At 67.5% G+C, this 14,427-nt stretch carries 13 protein-coding genes and 1 riboswitch; of the genes, 4 read left to right on the plus strand and 9 right to left on the minus strand.

Annotated features, from left to right (window positions below):
• From BLS95_RS27135 to BLS95_RS27155, 5 genes are all read right to left on the minus strand, one after another.
• The coding region (locus BLS95_RS27135) for a Clp protease N-terminal domain-containing protein (protein ID WP_143043887.1) at nt 1-965 on the minus strand (965 nt) is incomplete at its 3' end.
• 1,590 nt (nt 966-2,555) lie between these two features.
• A complete protein-coding gene (locus BLS95_RS27140; RefSeq protein ID WP_090937978.1) occupies nt 2,556-2,888 on the minus strand; it encodes a histone-like nucleoid-structuring protein Lsr2 in 333 nt (110 codons plus the stop codon).
• Between the two features lie 513 nt (nt 2,889-3,401).
• A complete protein-coding gene (locus BLS95_RS27145; protein WP_090937152.1) occupies nt 3,402-3,890 on the minus strand; it encodes an RDD family protein in 489 nt (162 codons plus the stop codon).
• A 123-nt stretch (nt 3,891-4,013) separates the two neighbouring features.
• Nucleotides 4,014-5,453 carry an RDD family protein gene (locus tag BLS95_RS27150; RefSeq protein WP_143043888.1) on the minus strand — a complete coding sequence of 480 codons (1,440 nt, stop codon included), beginning with the start codon at nt 5,451-5,453 and terminating at the stop codon, nt 4,014-4,016.
• Between the two features lie 85 nt (nt 5,454-5,538).
• Nucleotides 5,539-6,120 (minus strand): amino-acid N-acetyltransferase, encoded by a 582-nt coding sequence (locus BLS95_RS27155; protein ID WP_090937157.1) that lies wholly within the window; start codon nt 6,118-6,120, stop codon nt 5,539-5,541.
• A 276-nt stretch (nt 6,121-6,396) separates the two neighbouring features.
• A riboswitch (cyclic di-AMP (ydaO/yuaA leader) is annotated at nt 6,397-6,537 on the plus strand.
• A gap of 15 nt (nt 6,538-6,552) precedes the next feature.
• On the opposite strand from BLS95_RS27155, the gene BLS95_RS27160 reads away from it, so the two are divergent.
• Nucleotides 6,553-7,611 carry a C40 family peptidase gene (locus BLS95_RS27160; protein ID WP_245765339.1) on the plus strand — a complete coding sequence of 353 codons (1,059 nt, stop codon included), beginning with the start codon at nt 6,553-6,555 and terminating at the stop codon, nt 7,609-7,611.
• A 19-nt stretch (nt 7,612-7,630) separates the two neighbouring features.
• On the opposite strand, the gene BLS95_RS27165 is transcribed toward BLS95_RS27160, so the two are convergent.
• Entirely contained in the window at nt 7,631-7,843 is a 213-nt protein-coding gene (locus BLS95_RS27165) for a LuxR C-terminal-related transcriptional regulator (protein WP_090937160.1), read from the minus strand.
• 229 nt (nt 7,844-8,072) lie between these two features.
• On the opposite strand from BLS95_RS27165, the gene BLS95_RS27170 reads away from it, so the two are divergent.
• Both BLS95_RS27170 and BLS95_RS55870 read left to right on the plus strand, forming a co-directional pair.
• Nucleotides 8,073-8,303 carry a hypothetical protein gene (locus BLS95_RS27170; protein ID WP_090937162.1) on the plus strand — a complete coding sequence of 77 codons (231 nt, stop codon included), beginning with the start codon at nt 8,073-8,075 and terminating at the stop codon, nt 8,301-8,303.
• 414 nt (nt 8,304-8,717) lie between these two features.
• Nucleotides 8,718-8,882 (plus strand): hypothetical protein, encoded by a 165-nt coding sequence (locus BLS95_RS55870; RefSeq protein WP_176993399.1) that lies wholly within the window; start codon nt 8,718-8,720, stop codon nt 8,880-8,882.
• Here BLS95_RS55870 and lysX read toward each other — a convergent pair.
• Entirely contained in the window at nt 8,866-10,323 is a 1,458-nt protein-coding gene (gene lysX, locus BLS95_RS27175; RefSeq protein ID WP_245765340.1) for a bifunctional lysylphosphatidylglycerol synthetase/lysine--tRNA ligase LysX, read from the minus strand. The two genes, BLS95_RS55870 and lysX, sit on opposite strands and share 17 nt — an antisense overlap.
• Nucleotides 10,324-10,494: 171 nt before the next feature.
• On the opposite strand from lysX, the gene BLS95_RS27180 reads away from it, so the two are divergent.
• The gene (locus tag BLS95_RS27180) at nt 10,495-10,974 is read left to right on the plus strand and encodes a hypothetical protein (RefSeq protein WP_090937168.1); all 480 of its coding nucleotides are present in this window, start codon (nt 10,495-10,497) and stop codon (nt 10,972-10,974) included.
• 63 nt (nt 10,975-11,037) lie between these two features.
• On the opposite strand, the gene BLS95_RS27185 is transcribed toward BLS95_RS27180, so the two are convergent.
• Nucleotides 11,038-11,820, minus strand: coding sequence for a type III pantothenate kinase (locus BLS95_RS27185; RefSeq protein WP_090937171.1), 783 nt, complete (start codon nt 11,818-11,820; stop codon nt 11,038-11,040).
• Nucleotides 11,821-11,823: 3 nt separating this feature from the next.
• Entirely contained in the window at nt 11,824-14,352 is a 2,529-nt protein-coding gene (locus BLS95_RS27190; RefSeq protein WP_090937173.1) for an L-aspartate oxidase, read from the minus strand.
• Between the last annotated feature and the right edge of the window lie 75 nt (nt 14,353-14,427).

Raw genomic sequence — 14,427 nt, forward strand, 5'->3', positions numbered from 1 at the left:
TCCAGCGTCGTCGCGCCGATCGTCTGCAGCTCGCCGCGGGCCAGCATGGGCTTGAGGATGCTGGCGGCGTCGATCGCGCCCTCGGCGGCGCCCGCACCCACGAGCGTGTGCAGCTCGTCGATGAACAGGATGATGTCGCCGCGCGTGCGGATCTCCTTGAGCACCTTCTTCAGGCGCTCCTCGAAGTCACCGCGGTAACGGGAGCCGGCGACCAGGGCGCCGAGGTCAAGCGTGTAGAGCTGCTTGTCCTTCAGCGTCTCGGGCACCTCGCCCCTGACGATCTTCTGCGACAGGCCCTCGACGACGGCGGTCTTGCCGACGCCGGGCTCGCCGATGAGAACGGGGTTGTTCTTGGTCCTCCTGGAGAGGACCTGCATGACCCGCTCGATCTCCTTCTCACGGCCGATGACCGGATCCAGCTTGCCCTCGCGGGCGGCCTGGGTCAGGTTGCGGCCGAACTGGTCGAGCACCAAGGACGTCGACGGCGCGGACTCCTGAGGGCCGCCCGCCGCGGCCGGCTCCTTGCCCTGGTAACCGTGGAGCAACTGGATGACCTGCTGCCTGACACGGTTGAGATCAGCTCCAAGCTTGACCAGCACCTGGGCGGCCACACCTTCACCCTCACGGATGAGCCCGAGCAGGATGTGCTCGGTGCCGATGTAGTTGTGACCCAGTTGCAAAGCCTCACGGAGCGACAGCTCGAGGACCTTCTTGGCCCGCGGGGTGAACGGAATGTGCCCCGACGGAGCCGACTGGCCCTGGCCGATGATCTCCTCGACCTGCTGGCGCACACCCTCAAGGCTGATGCCGAGGCTCTCCAGAGCCTTGGCGGCCACGCCCTCACCTTCGTGGATCAAGCCAAGAAGAATGTGCTCAGTGCCGATGTAGTTGTGGTTGAGCATCCTGGCCTCTTCTTGGGCCAAGACGACAACACGCCTCGCTCGGTCGGTGAACCTCTCGAACATCTCGTCGCTCCTCACAGAGCGGTCAGTCAGGCCGGTAAATCCGGTCCCGTCCTCCCGCATGCTAGCCCTGGCTCGGCGAACCGTGCCCACTGCCGCTGACACGCTCTATAACAGAGACGTTCCCCGAGAGCAGGGCGTTCACCCTCCATCCAACTACTGTTCGGGGGTGACGTGTTCCCGATACGCCGCAAGCGAACGATGTTTAAGACGCTTCACGGAAGCGGCTGAAATATGCCGTCCACGGCGAACGCAGATCCACACGGATCGGCATCCGGACGCTAGAGGCGAGTCGGCGTTGGGGCGCCTCATCGCCCGCGCATCCTGGATGCCCACGTCCGTATCTGTTACGCAATCATCCTATGTCGCGGCGTCAATGCTTGGCCAACCGATCACGTTACGCCCTGAGCATGACACGCCACTCACCGCACACCGCACTGCCGCGTAATACAGAACGCCGCCATCGGGTCGGCCCGGTTACCGGCTTCATCCGGCGTCATGCGACAGTTCATCCGATGCCATGCAATCTTCATCCGGCGTCACTCGACCGCGCCGACCGGCCTCCGCCCCGCAGGGCAGGCCCATTCCCTCACTACGGCGGCCGACGCACCTTTCTCACCCCGCCGCCCGAGGGCGCACCCATTCCAGGCCACGTCCTGGCCCAGGGGAGTCCTCATTTCCTGCCGCGCCCCGAGCCCAAGGACACGCCCCATTCCTCCACGACGCCCGGGGCGACACCTCATTCCTCGGGCCGCCGCTCGGGGCACCTCGTTCCACCCGGCCGGTCGCACTTGCGGGGCGCCTCGTTTCCCGCCGACCGGTCGCACCTTGCGGGGCACACCGGATAGAGGCCCCAGCGCGGGACGGAAGGAGAAGGGGGCGGCATTGTGCCGCGGGGCGAACGAGGGGGCATTGTGCTCTGATGCCGGGGGACGCGGGATTCTGCGACGCATGCTGGAGATCGAGGGTTATGCCACCATCGCCCATCCCGGTGGCGCACCACATATGCCCCACCAGAGCGCATCTCTCGCGCGGGCGGGTTATACCACCGGCACGCACTCCTCCACACGACCGGCAATCCGCCCCACACCCATCTCCGGCCCGGGCGAGATATCCCCGCGGCCCGCATCCACATCACAGACCGTTATCCCGGCGGCTCGCATCCCAGCGCCGACGGGTTTTCCGACCGGCTCGCATCTCCGAACCGGACGGGTTTTGCGGCGCCAACCCGAGCCGAGATCGCGCTTAAGCGCTACAACACTCAGAGTGACGCCGCCGGGTTTACCGGTGGGGCCGATTTCCGGGCTGGCCCGTTCCACGGGCGGCGCGGCACGGGCAGCGTACGTTGAATGAAGCGTCTGAAGGCCCCGAACGACGGGGGCGCGTCGAGCGTGACGCCACCACATATGTGAGCCGGCGTCGGCAAAAGGGCCCACGGAACCGAACTCTCGACCAGAACGCCCACATATGGACGGGTCAGAAGATCACTTCCAGGGCCGTCCATTCAAGAACGTCCCAGGAATGATCATGCGCTTATGGCGGTCGCCGGGGTCCTAGGCGAACGGCATAAGCGCATGGTCAGGAGATGGCCCCTCAGTGAGCCGCTTCGTACTTCTCCACGACGGTGGAGGCGATACGGCCGCGCTCGCTCACAGGCAGACCGTGGGCCTTGGCCCACTGCCGGATCTCCGAGCTCTTCTCGCGGCTCATCGCCCTGCTGCCGCCGCGACCACGACGGCGCGTGGAGACGGCACCTGCCCGGCGTGCGTGCTGCACGAAAGGCGTGAGCGCGTCCCTCAGCTTCTTCGCGTTAAGGTCGCTGAGGTCAATCTCATAGGAGGAGCCGTCAATAGCGAAGCTGACCGTCTCATTGGCCTCGCCCCCATCGAGGTCATCGATGAGAATCTCCTGGATCTGCTTGGCCATGTACGCAATCCTTTCCCGGAGCATTGTTTCATTCGCCTGCCCAAACATATACCCGGAAAGGCGTGGAGACAATTCAGCGCTACGGGGATTCGGCTGACTGGCCGATCAGTTCCCCTTCTCCGCCTGATCCTCGGGGTTTGGCCGGCGCCTGGGCCCCTCCGAGCGGACCAACTTCACTACACCAAAGATGAAGGCGCCGCCCACCACGAGCGGGGGGATGAGCGCTGACAATACGTCTGTTACGGCTTCCATTCGTCCTCGCCTCCACGGCTGGCAGGGTTTCGGGGGCGCAATATCGCGGCGGCTCGCGGCCGGCGGGAGCGCGGAGCTCCTCTGAGACGCCGGCCACAACCACCCGCAACCGACCATAGCGGTACACACATGCCCTGCGTGTCGCAGGGGCGCCAACATCCGGCAACCCGGACGCCCCATAGCCTAATGCCAGTCTCTCCAGGCTCCTTACCGGATCAAGGGAAAATTTTACGTAAAGGCATCCGCCCAGGTACGGATGGCTCAACGAAGATCTTTAACGACACGCGTTCCAGCCAGCCTGTCGTGTGGGCCACGCTCCAGCGGCTTGTCGATCAGGATCAGCAGGCCCACGCCGAACAGCAACATTCCGGCCAGCAGATTGACGACCGGAATGCCGATCAGCATCACCGGTACGGGATAGACCAGGGCTCGTTTGAGCAGCGCCCGTGACGGATGGTCTCCCGGCGCCAGGCGAATCCTCATGATCGCCTTCCCGAACGTCCGGCCGTTCCGGTAATGCGCCCGCCAGTCGTAGCAGGCATAACCGAGCCCGGCCACAAGCCAGGCGAACACACCCGGCAACCGCCCATCGAACACCTCCAGCACCCCTACAGTCCGCAAGATGCCCCACAGCGCGATGAACAGAATGTAATAGAAGACCCCGAAGACGAGTGCTTCAATCAGGCGTGCCGCGAGCCGTTCCCACCATTCCGCGGGCAACGCGCCCGCCCCCGGCGGCATCCCGGCCATAACCCCCACCTCGCGTCATCGACGGCCCTGTCGGGAGTACAGGTCCCCCCATTTTGGTACGGCCCCCACACACAAAACAGGGGCCGGCGGGAAGCCGGCCCCTGTTTTACGCTGTCGTGCGAGCTACTTGATCTTCACCACGACGGTGCCCGCGATCTTGTCCGCGAACGTCTGCTGCAGCGGCTTGTCCCAGAGCTGGGAGGCGCCGTTGAGCGCCACCACCACGTAGGCGAACAACGAGCTGAGGAACCCGAGGGGGATCGCGTTGATCGCCCAGCCTCCCCAGGTCACCGCACCGCGCATGAGCGCCGTGGAGACCGGCAGGCCGCCCGGGGGAATTCCTTGCCCCACGGGGACGACCTTGATGCCCATCACCATCTTGCCGACGGTCTGGCCGTTCATCTTCAGCAGGAAGAACTCGTAAGCCACCCAGATCGCCGTCACGATCAGGGCCGACAGGATGCTCACCACCACCGAGGAGAACAGTCCGCTGCTGCTGCCGTCCAGCGAGGAGTAGCTGGCCACGAAGAGGGCGGCCATGATGAAGCCGACGACGATGTTCACGATGAACAGGATCACGAAGTCGATGAGCCGCGCCACCAGCCGCTGCCACCACTCCGCCAGCGGGCCCGGAGCGCCGGGTGGCTGCACGCCCACCGGCTGGCCGTAGGGCTGACCGTAGCCGGGCTGGCCATAGGCCTGCTGCTGCGGCTGCCCATAGCCCTGGGCGTACTGCTGGTCACCGTACTGCTGGCCGTAGCCGGGCTGCTGCCCGTAGCCAGGCTGGGCGTAGCCGGGCTGGGACTGCTGCTGCTGGCCGTAGCCCTGCTGGCCCGACTGTGGCTGCTGCCCGTACTGCTGCTGGCCGTATTGCTGTTGCTGGTCGTACTGCTGCTGCTGCTCGTAACCCTGCTGGCCATAGCCTTGCTGACCGTAGCCCTGCTGACCGTAGTCGGGCTGGGACTGCTGCTGCTGACCATAGCTCTGCTGGCCCGACTGCGGCTGCTGGCCGTAGCCCTGCTGCCCGTAGCCCTGCTGCTGGCCGTAGTCGGCCTGGGACTGCGGCTGCTGACCGTAGCCCTGCTGCTGACCGTAGTCAGGCTGGGACTGCTGCTGCTGGCCGTAACCCTGCTGGCCCGACTGCGGCTGCTGCCCGTACTGAGGCTGCTGGCCGTAGCCGGGCTGCTGTCCGTACTGAGGCTGTTGTCCGTAGCCCTGCTGCTGGCCGTAGTCGGGCTGGGACTGCTGCTGCTGTCCGTAGCCCTGCTGCTGCCCGTGTTGGGGCTGCTGCCCGTACTGGGGCTGTCCGTACTGGGGCTGCTGGCCGTACTGCTGTTGCTGGCCGTATTGGGGCTGCTGGCCATAGCCCTGCTGGCCATAGCCCTGCTGCTGCCCGTACGGGGGCTGCCCGAAGGCGTCGTCCGCCCGGTAGCCGACCACAGTGGCGTCGGGGTCGGGCTCACCGTGACGGCGGCCCGCGTTGTGCTGCCCGTAGTCCGGCGTACCAGGTGCAGAGTTCTCGCCGGAATCGTCCTGTGGATACGGCGGCTGTCCGGTGCTCACCGTGTCACCTCGCTTCGAGTGCGCGTGTGGCACATGTCAGGACACATGCCTGTGCTGCCCAACGTATCGACATAGGTATCAACAATCACCTTTCCATGCGGTCAAGGTCTGCGTCACCCGATGTCAGATGGAGCAGCATGCGGGTGTTGCCGAGGGTGTTCGGCTTGACGTGTTCCAGGTCGAGGAACTCCGCCACACCCTCGTCGTACGAGGCCAGCAGCTCGGCGTAGACCTCAGGAGAGACCGGGGTGCCCTGGATCGGCAGGAAACCGTGCCTGGCGAAGAAGTCGACCTCAAAAGTCAGACAGAATACACGCCGCAGTCCCAGATCCTTCGCCTGCTGGATAAGCGCCGCGACGATGCGGCCCCCGACTCCCATCCCCCGGCACTCGGGATCCACGGCCACCGTACGGACCTCTGCGAGATCCTCCCAGAGCACGTGGAGCGCGCCGCAGCCGACGACCTGCCCGCCCCGCTCGGCCACCCAGAACTCCTGTACGTCCTCGTACAGCGTCACCGTGGCCTTCTCCAGAAGCCGCGGACCCGCGCCCGCGTAGGTGTCGACGAGGCGCCGGACCGTGCGCACATCGGGCGTGCGGGCACGCCGGACCACGACTCCCCCCTCGGGCCCGGGATTAGGCGCTGTCAGCTCGGCCACCTGCTCCATGGCTCTCCAGAGTACAGATGTCATTACGGCTCGGCCCTAACTCCCACGTCTCGGCCCATCTTGTTACATCTGGTGGTCGATCGAGCACGCCACCCGCTCGGCTCGGCCTCAAGGCCCAAGCTCGGGCAAAGAGGACATAAGGTCTGTTCTGCACGGTTGCCCCCGAGATCACCTTGTGACCCTTCAGTTGTGAAACCTCTACAGACTTGGCAGTTCTGGTTGAGCACGAACCTGGAGTGCATTAGTGTCCAGCGACGATGTTCCCCGCGTGTCGCGCGCGGAGACACGCTCAATCCCCGTAAGGGGAGCCGGGGACCCGCCGGTGGCGCGAGCCATCACTGGGGTGAATCCGAGTTCGGTAGGGCTGCTCCGGCCCGAACCCGTCAGCTAACCCGGTAGGCGTCGATGAGAGGAGCTTGGTTGGTGAAGCGCATGCTCAGCCGTGGGATGAAGTCGGCGGGCAAGCACGCCTGCCCTCCGGAACACGCTCGGCGGACGCCCGGTCTCGACCGTCCCCGATGGGGCCGTCTGGGTGTGGTCGGCGTCACCGTCGCCGCGCTGCTGTTCGCCATCCCCGTCGGCTCCGCGTCCGCTGATCCCAAGCCCTCGCTCAAGGAGCTCGCCGACCAGGTCGAGCAGATGCACACCGAGATCGAGACGCTGACCGAGCAGTACAACGGCCAGCGGGAGAAGCTCAAGACCGCCAAGAAGTCCTCGGAGGCCGCGCAGCGGACGCTGGCGACCAGCGAGGCCGATCTCTCCGCCAAGCGCGCCAAGGCCGTCCTGCTCGCCCAGAACTCCTACATGACGGGCGGCCTGAACAACATGCTCGCCCTCATGACCTCCGGCGACCCTGACGACCTCCTCGACCGCGCCGCCACCACCTACGCGATCGAGCAGCAGCAGGGCGAGGAGGTCAACCAGGTCACCAGGGCCATGGACGCCGCCGAACGCGCCCGCGCCGCCGCCAAGGCGCGCATCGACGAGGTCCAGAAGATCGTCTCGGACATCGAGTCCAAGCGCGACAAGATCACCAAGTTGGTCACCAAGGTCGAGAGCAACCTCTACAGGCGTGCCCTGGGTGAGGCGGGCCGGCCGGGCACCCGCGCGGTGCGCGTCAACCTGCCGGTCATCGGCAGCGGCAAGGCGGCTGAGGCGGCCCGGTGGGCACTCACCCAGCAGCTCAAGCCGTACGTGTGGGGCGCCGAGGGCCCCGGCTCCTACGACTGCTCGGGCCTGATCATGGCCGCCTACCAGCGGGTGGGCATCTCGCTGCCGCACTACACCGGCAGCCAGTGGACCGCGGGCAGGCACATCTCGCGCTCCGAGCTACGCGCCGGCGACCTGGTGTTCTTCTACAACGACCTGCACCACGTGGGCCTCTATCTGGGCGGCGGCATGATGGTGCACGCCCCGCAGACGGGCGACGTCGTACGGATCGCGTCGATCGCCAACCGGCCCTTCGCAGGCGCCGTGCGGATCGCTGACTAGCCCGCCGGAACGCGCGCCGTCAGATGAGCTGGCGGCGGGCCGCCCAGGCCACGGCCTCGATCGCGGTGGCCACGCCGATACGGTCACAGATCCCCCGCAATCGCCGGCGTACTGTGCGTCCGCTGATATCCAGACGTCTGCCCACCCGATCTACCGTGACTCCCTTGGCCAGCTCCGAGAGCAGTGCCAAATCAGCATGGCTTAGCTCAACGCCTTCAGTGAGCACATCCATCGGGAGCCCTCCCCCCCAACAGCAGAACTCGGACCTCGCAGATGGGCCAAAGCCGCTCCTCGCAGACGGTAAACGCATCCTGGAAAGGTCGTCAAGCACGATAAGTCACGCCCTTGACCATCGCTATTGACATGATCCGATATATGTGACGTACTCGCCATATGTCGACGGCACCGCCATCACAATGAGTGATTCTCATGTGTCCGCGGGCATACCGGATCCATCACCGATGAGCCCGGCCGACGTCCTGAGTTTTGATCCATTCGATCCGGATTTTCTGCGCGATCCATATGCCCGCTATCGCGAGCTGAGCGAGCGCGGCGCGATCTTCCGTACGCGGGCCGGGCTGCTCGTCGCCACCACGCGCGAGTTGGGCACGACGCTGCTCCACGACCCGCGCTTCGGGACCCGCTCGACGACAACTGCACAGGTCAGCGGGCTGGATCGTTCCTCTGGCTGAAGCACACGAGGCTGCGAGGTCCGGTCAGCGGCGCCTTCACCTCGCGCAGGCTCGAACGTCTCCGCCCGCGCATCGAGTCGATCACCGCCGGGCTGATCGGCGCGCTGCCGGCGGAGGCGGACGTCGTTTCCGGTCCCGCCCACCCGTTGCTCGTGATGGTGATCACCGAACTGCTCGGGGTTCCGCCGGAGGATCACGAACGGTTCCGTGATTGGAGCGATACACTCGCCCGCGGTCTTGACCCGATGCTTACAAGCGACCTGCAATCAGAAACCGGGCGGGCCAGAAGGGAATTTCGCGACTACTTCCGCGGCCTTGTCGCCTTCAGGCACGAGCGCCCCGGGGAGGACCTCGTGAGCGCCCCGACGCGGGTCGAGGAGCTGACCGAGCCCGAGGGGGGCGACGCCGGCCAGGATGGAAGGCGAGATCGCGCTGTCCGCCCTGGCCGCGGCGGCGCCCCGGCTGGGGCTGCCGGACCCGGCGCCGCCGTACAAGGAGAACGTGGTCCTCCGCGGGCTGCCCAAGCTACCGGTACGGCTCGACGGCAGCCCGCGGGGCGTTGTCAGTGGGTGGGCTTGACCAGCGGGAACAGGATGGTCTCGCGGATGTTCTTGCCGGTGAAGGCCATGATCATCCGGTCGATCCCGGCGCCCATGCCGCCCGTCGGGGGCATCGCGTATTCCAGCGACTGCAGGAAGTCCTCGTCGAGTTGCATGGCCTCCGGATCGCCCCCGGCGGCCAGCAGGGACTGCTCGACCAGGCGGCGGCGCTGCTCGATCGGGTCGATGAGCTCCGAGTAGCCGGTGCCGAGCTCGGTGCCGAAGCCGATCAGGTCCCACTTCTCCGTCACCAGCGGGTCCTCGCGGTGCTGGCGGGCCAGCGGCGAGGTCTCCAGCGGGTAGTCCATGACGAACGTGGGCTGGACGATCGTGTGCTCGACCAGGGCCTCGAACAACTCCTGCACCAGCTTGCCCGGGCCCCACTTCGGGTCCCAGGCGATCTCCCGCCGGTCGGCGATCTTGCGCAGCTCCTCAAGGGTGGTCGAGGTGGTGATGTGCTCGCCGACCGCCTCCGACACCGCGCCGTAGAGCGTGATGCGCGGGTATTCGGCGATGCCGAGATCGACCTCCACGCCGTCGTGCACGACCACCGAAGTGCCCAGCGCGGCCACGACCGCCTTCTGGTACATCCGCTGGGTCAGGTCCGCGATGCCGTGGTAGTCGAGGTAGGTGCCGTAGGCCTCGACCATGGTGAACTCGGGGTTGTGCGTGGAGTCCGCGCCTTCGTTGCGGAAGTTGCGGTTGATCTCGAAGACCTTGTCGATGCCGCCGACCACGAGCCGCTTGAGGTAGAGCTCGATCGCGATGCGAAGGTAGAGCTCCATGTCGTAGGCGTTGATGTGGGTCTTGAAGGGCCTGGCCGTGGCGCCGCCGTGGATCGGCTGCAACATCGGCGTCTCGACCTCGAGGAAGCCCTCCTCGTGCCAGAAGTCGCGAACCGCGCGCACGGTGGCGCTGCGGACGCGGGCCATCTTCCTGGCCTCGTCGTTGACGATGAGGTCGACGTAGCGCTGGCGCACCCGCGCCTCGGGGTCGGTGAGGCCGACGTGCTTCTCCGGAAGCGGGCGCAGGCACTTGGAGGTGATCTGCCAGCTGTCGGCCAGGATCGACAGCTCACCGCGCCGTGAGGTGATGACCTCGCCGGTCACGCCGACGTGGTCGCCCAGGTCGACGTCGTGCTTCCACGAGGCCAGCGACTCCTCGCCGACCTTGTCGAGTGAGATCATGACCTGCAGGTCGGCGCCGCCGTCGCGGAGCGTGGCGAAGCAGAGCTTGCCGCCCACGCGGTTGAGCATGACCCGCCCGGCCACGCCGACCTTGTCGCCGGTCGCGGTGTCGGGCTCCAGGCCCTGGTATTTCTCCCTGACCTCGGCGTTGGTCACCGTGCGTGGGAAGGTCACCGGGTAAGGATCGACGCCTTGGCTGCGAAGGCGGTCGAGCTTCTCCCTCCGGATGCGCATCTGCTCGGGAAGTTCGTCGCTCACAACATCAAAGGGTAGGGGATATGGCGAACTGCAAGGGCTCGTCGGCCTGCTGCAGGGCCGCTGCAAGTGACCTCTTTTATCAATATCTCACGAGCTCGGGGGGGAGCCGGCAGGGAGCCGGCCCGATGGGAGCTCTGGGAGAAAAAGATGTTCAAGAAGATCGCGACCGGTTTACTGGCCATCGCCGCGACCAGCGCCGTCGCTCTGTCGCTTCCGGGCGCGGCCAACGCCGACACCTTCAACGACGACGACTACTCTGAGTACTGGGGCCCGGTCTACTCCAAGCACCACCTGGCCAAGGCCGACGGCGTCATCAACGTCGACTGGGACGACGACGGTGAGTCCAACGAGGTCCGCGTCAAGGGCAGGCTCTTCGACCTGGACAAGCGCACCTACAGCAAGGGTGGCAAGTGCGCCTACGTGAAGTTCGAGGCCAGCGACTTCGACCACGACTGGTCGCCCGTCTACAACAGGAAATACTGTGGCTTCCCCGGCTACAAGGCGTTCAGCTTCAAGGAGCACGACGTCTACAGCCTGCGGGTGAAGGTGTGCCAGGTCGGCCAGTACAGCAACTACCCGCAGAAGTGCGGTTCCTGGGAATACCTCTACACCGCCGAAGGCGAGTGACATCCATACGTGAGAGCGGCCCTCCACCTGGGCGGAGGGCCGCTTGTTCGTGTCCGGTCACCTTCAGGTGGTGTTCCGGTTGTAGACCAGCCGCAGGCCGATGAGCGTCAGCCACGGCTCGTGCACGTCGATCGAGCGCGACTCGCCCACCACCAGCCCCGCGTGCCCGCCGGTGGCCACGACGGTCACCTCGTCGGGGTCGTCGGCCAGCTCGGCGGCCATGCGCTCGACGATGCCGTCCACCTGGCCGGCGAATCCGTAGATGATGCCGGCCTGCAGCGCCTCGACGGTGTTCTTGGCGATCACCGAGCGCGGCCTGACCAGCTCCACCTTGTGCAGTTGCGCCCCGGCCGCGGCCAGCGCGTCGACCGAGATCTCGATGCCGGGGGCGGTGACCGCGCCCACGTATTCGCCCTTGGCGGACACCGCGTCGAACGACGTCGCGGTGCCGAAGTCGACGATGATGCAGGGGCCGCCGTACTGGTCGATGGCCGCCAGCGCGTTCACGATGCGGTCGCTGCCGACCTCCTTGGGGTTGTCCATGCGCACCGGGACGCCGGTGCGAATGCCGGGCTCAACGATCACCGCGGTGACGTCGCCGTAGTAGCGGCGGCACATCTCGCGCATCTCGTTGAGCACGCTCGGCACGGTGGAGCAGAGAGCGATGCCGTCGATGTCCGTCCCCTTGAGCAGCGGCGACTGGGCCAGCAGCCCCTGGAGGACGACCGCGATCTCGTCGGCGGTGCGGCGGGCGTCCGTGGCCAGCCGCCAGTGCTCGATGACGTCGTCGCCCTCGAACAGCCCCAGCACCGTATGGGTGTTGCCGACATCGATCGTGAGCAGCATTAATTACCCCCGCAGATCCAGTGCGATGTCCAGGGCCGGCGCCGAGTGCGTAAGCGCCCCCACCGCAAGGTAGTCAACGCCAGTTTCGGCCACATCACGGGCCGATTCCAAGGTCAATCCCCCGCTCGCCTCAAGAGCAATCCTGTTTTTCGCCCGATTTTTTGCGATTTGGACGGCCTGCGCGGTGTCCTCCACGGTGAAGTTGTCCAGCAGCACCTCTTCGGCGCCCTGGTCGAGCACGATCTCCAGCTGGTCCAGCCGGTCGATCTCCACCTCGATCGGCAGCTCAGGGTATTTCGCCCGGACCGCCGCGAACGCCTCCGCCACGCCCCCGGCCGCCACCACGTGGTTGTCCTTGATCAGCGCGGCGTCCGACAACGACATCCGGTGGTTGACGCCGCCGCCGCAGCGCACCGCGTACTTCTCCAGCGCGCGCAGTCCCGGCAGGGTCTTGCGGGTGTCGCGGATCCGCGCCGCCGTACCGCTGACCGCCTCGACCCACCGGCCGGTCAGCGTGGCCACCCCCGACAGGTGCGTGAGCAGGTTGAGCGCGGTGCGCTCGGCCGTAAGCAGCCCCCGGGTGGGACCCTCGACGGTCATCAGCACGTCGCCCGCCCTGACCCGCTCACCGTCCTTGGCCAGCCGCTCGGTACGCGCGGCGCCCAGCCTGACGAACACCGCCTCCGCCACCGCCAGCCCGGCCACGATGCCGTCCTTGCGGGCCACCACGTCCCCCACGGAGCGCTGGTCCGCCGGGATGGTGGCCAGGCTGGTCACGTCGCCCTCCTCCCCGAGGTCGTCGGCCAGCGCACGGTCGATCAGCGCGTCCACCTCGGCCGGGTCCAGCCCGGCGGCGAGCAGCTCCTGCGCCGCCCGCGGCGGCATCGCGTCGCCGTGCGGTGTGTACGTCATCTGGGGGCCCTCCTCGGTAAGGGTCACGTCGAGGTGGCCCAGCCAGTCGTTGTCGTCTCGGGTGTCGTGGTCTTCGCGCCAGTGTGAGCCACGTGTCTCCAGCCGGGCCGCTGCCGCGCCGGTGAGCACGGTGGCGACGGTGAGCAGGTTCGTGACCTCCCAGGACTCGGTGCAGGCGGGCACCCGCACCGGCGTCCACCGGGCGTCACGCAGTGCCCTCGCGGTGGCCCGCAGCGACTCGCGGGAGCGCAGCACGCTCGCCCCGGTGCTCATGTGGGCCTGGATCCTGGCCCTGACCCGCGGGTCCACCAGCCCCGCGGCCTCGTCCCCTGCCGCGACCGGCCGGCCCGGCGCCCGCTTCGCCCGGTGGATGTCCTCGGCGATGCGCTCGGCGAAGACGAGTCCTTCGAGCAGGGAGTTGGAGGCGAGCCTGTTCGCGCCGTGCACGCCCGTGCAGGCGACCTCGCCGCAGGCGTACAGGCCGTCGACCGAGGTACGGCCGCGCAGGTCGGTACGGACTCCGCCGCTGGCGTAGTGGGCGGCGGGCGCCACCGGGATCGGCTCGACCGCCGGGTCGATGCCGTGCTCGCGGCAGACGGCGTAGATCGTCGGGAAGCGGGTCGCCCACTTCTCCCGGCCGAAGTGGCGGCCGTCGAGATAGACGTGGTCACGCCCGGTCTCGCGCATCGTACGCATGATCGCCTTGGCCACCACGTCACGTGGGGCCAGATCGGCCAGCTCGTGCACGTCCCGCATGAACGCGCGGCCCTCGTGGTCGACCAGGAAGGCGCCCTCGCCCCTGACGGCCTCCGAGACGAGCGGCTGCTGGCCGGTCGAGTCCGCGCCGAGCCAGAGCACGGTCGGGTGGAACTGGACGAACTCGATGTCACGCACCACGGCCCCGGCCCGCAGCGCGAGCGCCACGCCGTCGCCGGTCGAGACGGCGGGGTTGGTGGTGGCGGCGTAGACCTGGCCGATGCCGCCGCTGGCCAGCACCACCGCCCTGGCGTGCACGGCGCCCACTCCGTCACGCGCGCCCTCGCCCATGACGTGCAGGGTCACGCCCGCGGCCCGGCCCTCGGAGTCCTTCAGCAGGTCGAGCACCAGCGCGTGCTCGATCACCTCGATCGACGTCGCGCGCACCGCCTCGACCAGCGCCCGCTGCACCTCCGCCCCGGTGGCGTCGCCGCCCGCGTGCACGATCCTGTGCCGCCGGTGCCCGCCCTCCCTGGTGAGCTCCAGCTCGCCGCCCGGGGCGCGGTCGAAGCGCGCGCCGCGCTTCATGAGCCGCCGCACCGCGTCGGGCCCCTCGGTCACCAGCGTCCTTACGGCTCGCGAGTCGCACAAGCCCACCCCGGCCAGCAGCGTGTCGTTGAGATGCTCCTCCGGCGTGTCACCGGGATCGAGCACGGCCGCGATGCCGCCCTGGGCCCAGCGGGTGGAGCCGGAGGACAGCACGTCCTTGGTGACGACGAGGATCTTGGCCGCCGGCTCCAGCTCGGCGTAGTGCAGGGCCACCGTCAGGCCCGCGACGCCCGAGCCCACGACGACCACGTCCGACTCGACCGTCCAGCCGGGCGCGGGCGCGGCCAGACGCAGGGGGATCGCCGGTGCACTCATCAGGGGTCTCCTCACAGGAGGTGATTTCGTCAATATGACGATAACGCCCCACGCCCCGGGAACATGCCCCGGGGG

The organism is Nonomuraea jiangxiensis (genome assembly GCF_900099965.1).
GTDB lineage: Bacteria > Actinomycetota > Actinomycetes > Streptosporangiales > Streptosporangiaceae > Nonomuraea > Nonomuraea jiangxiensis.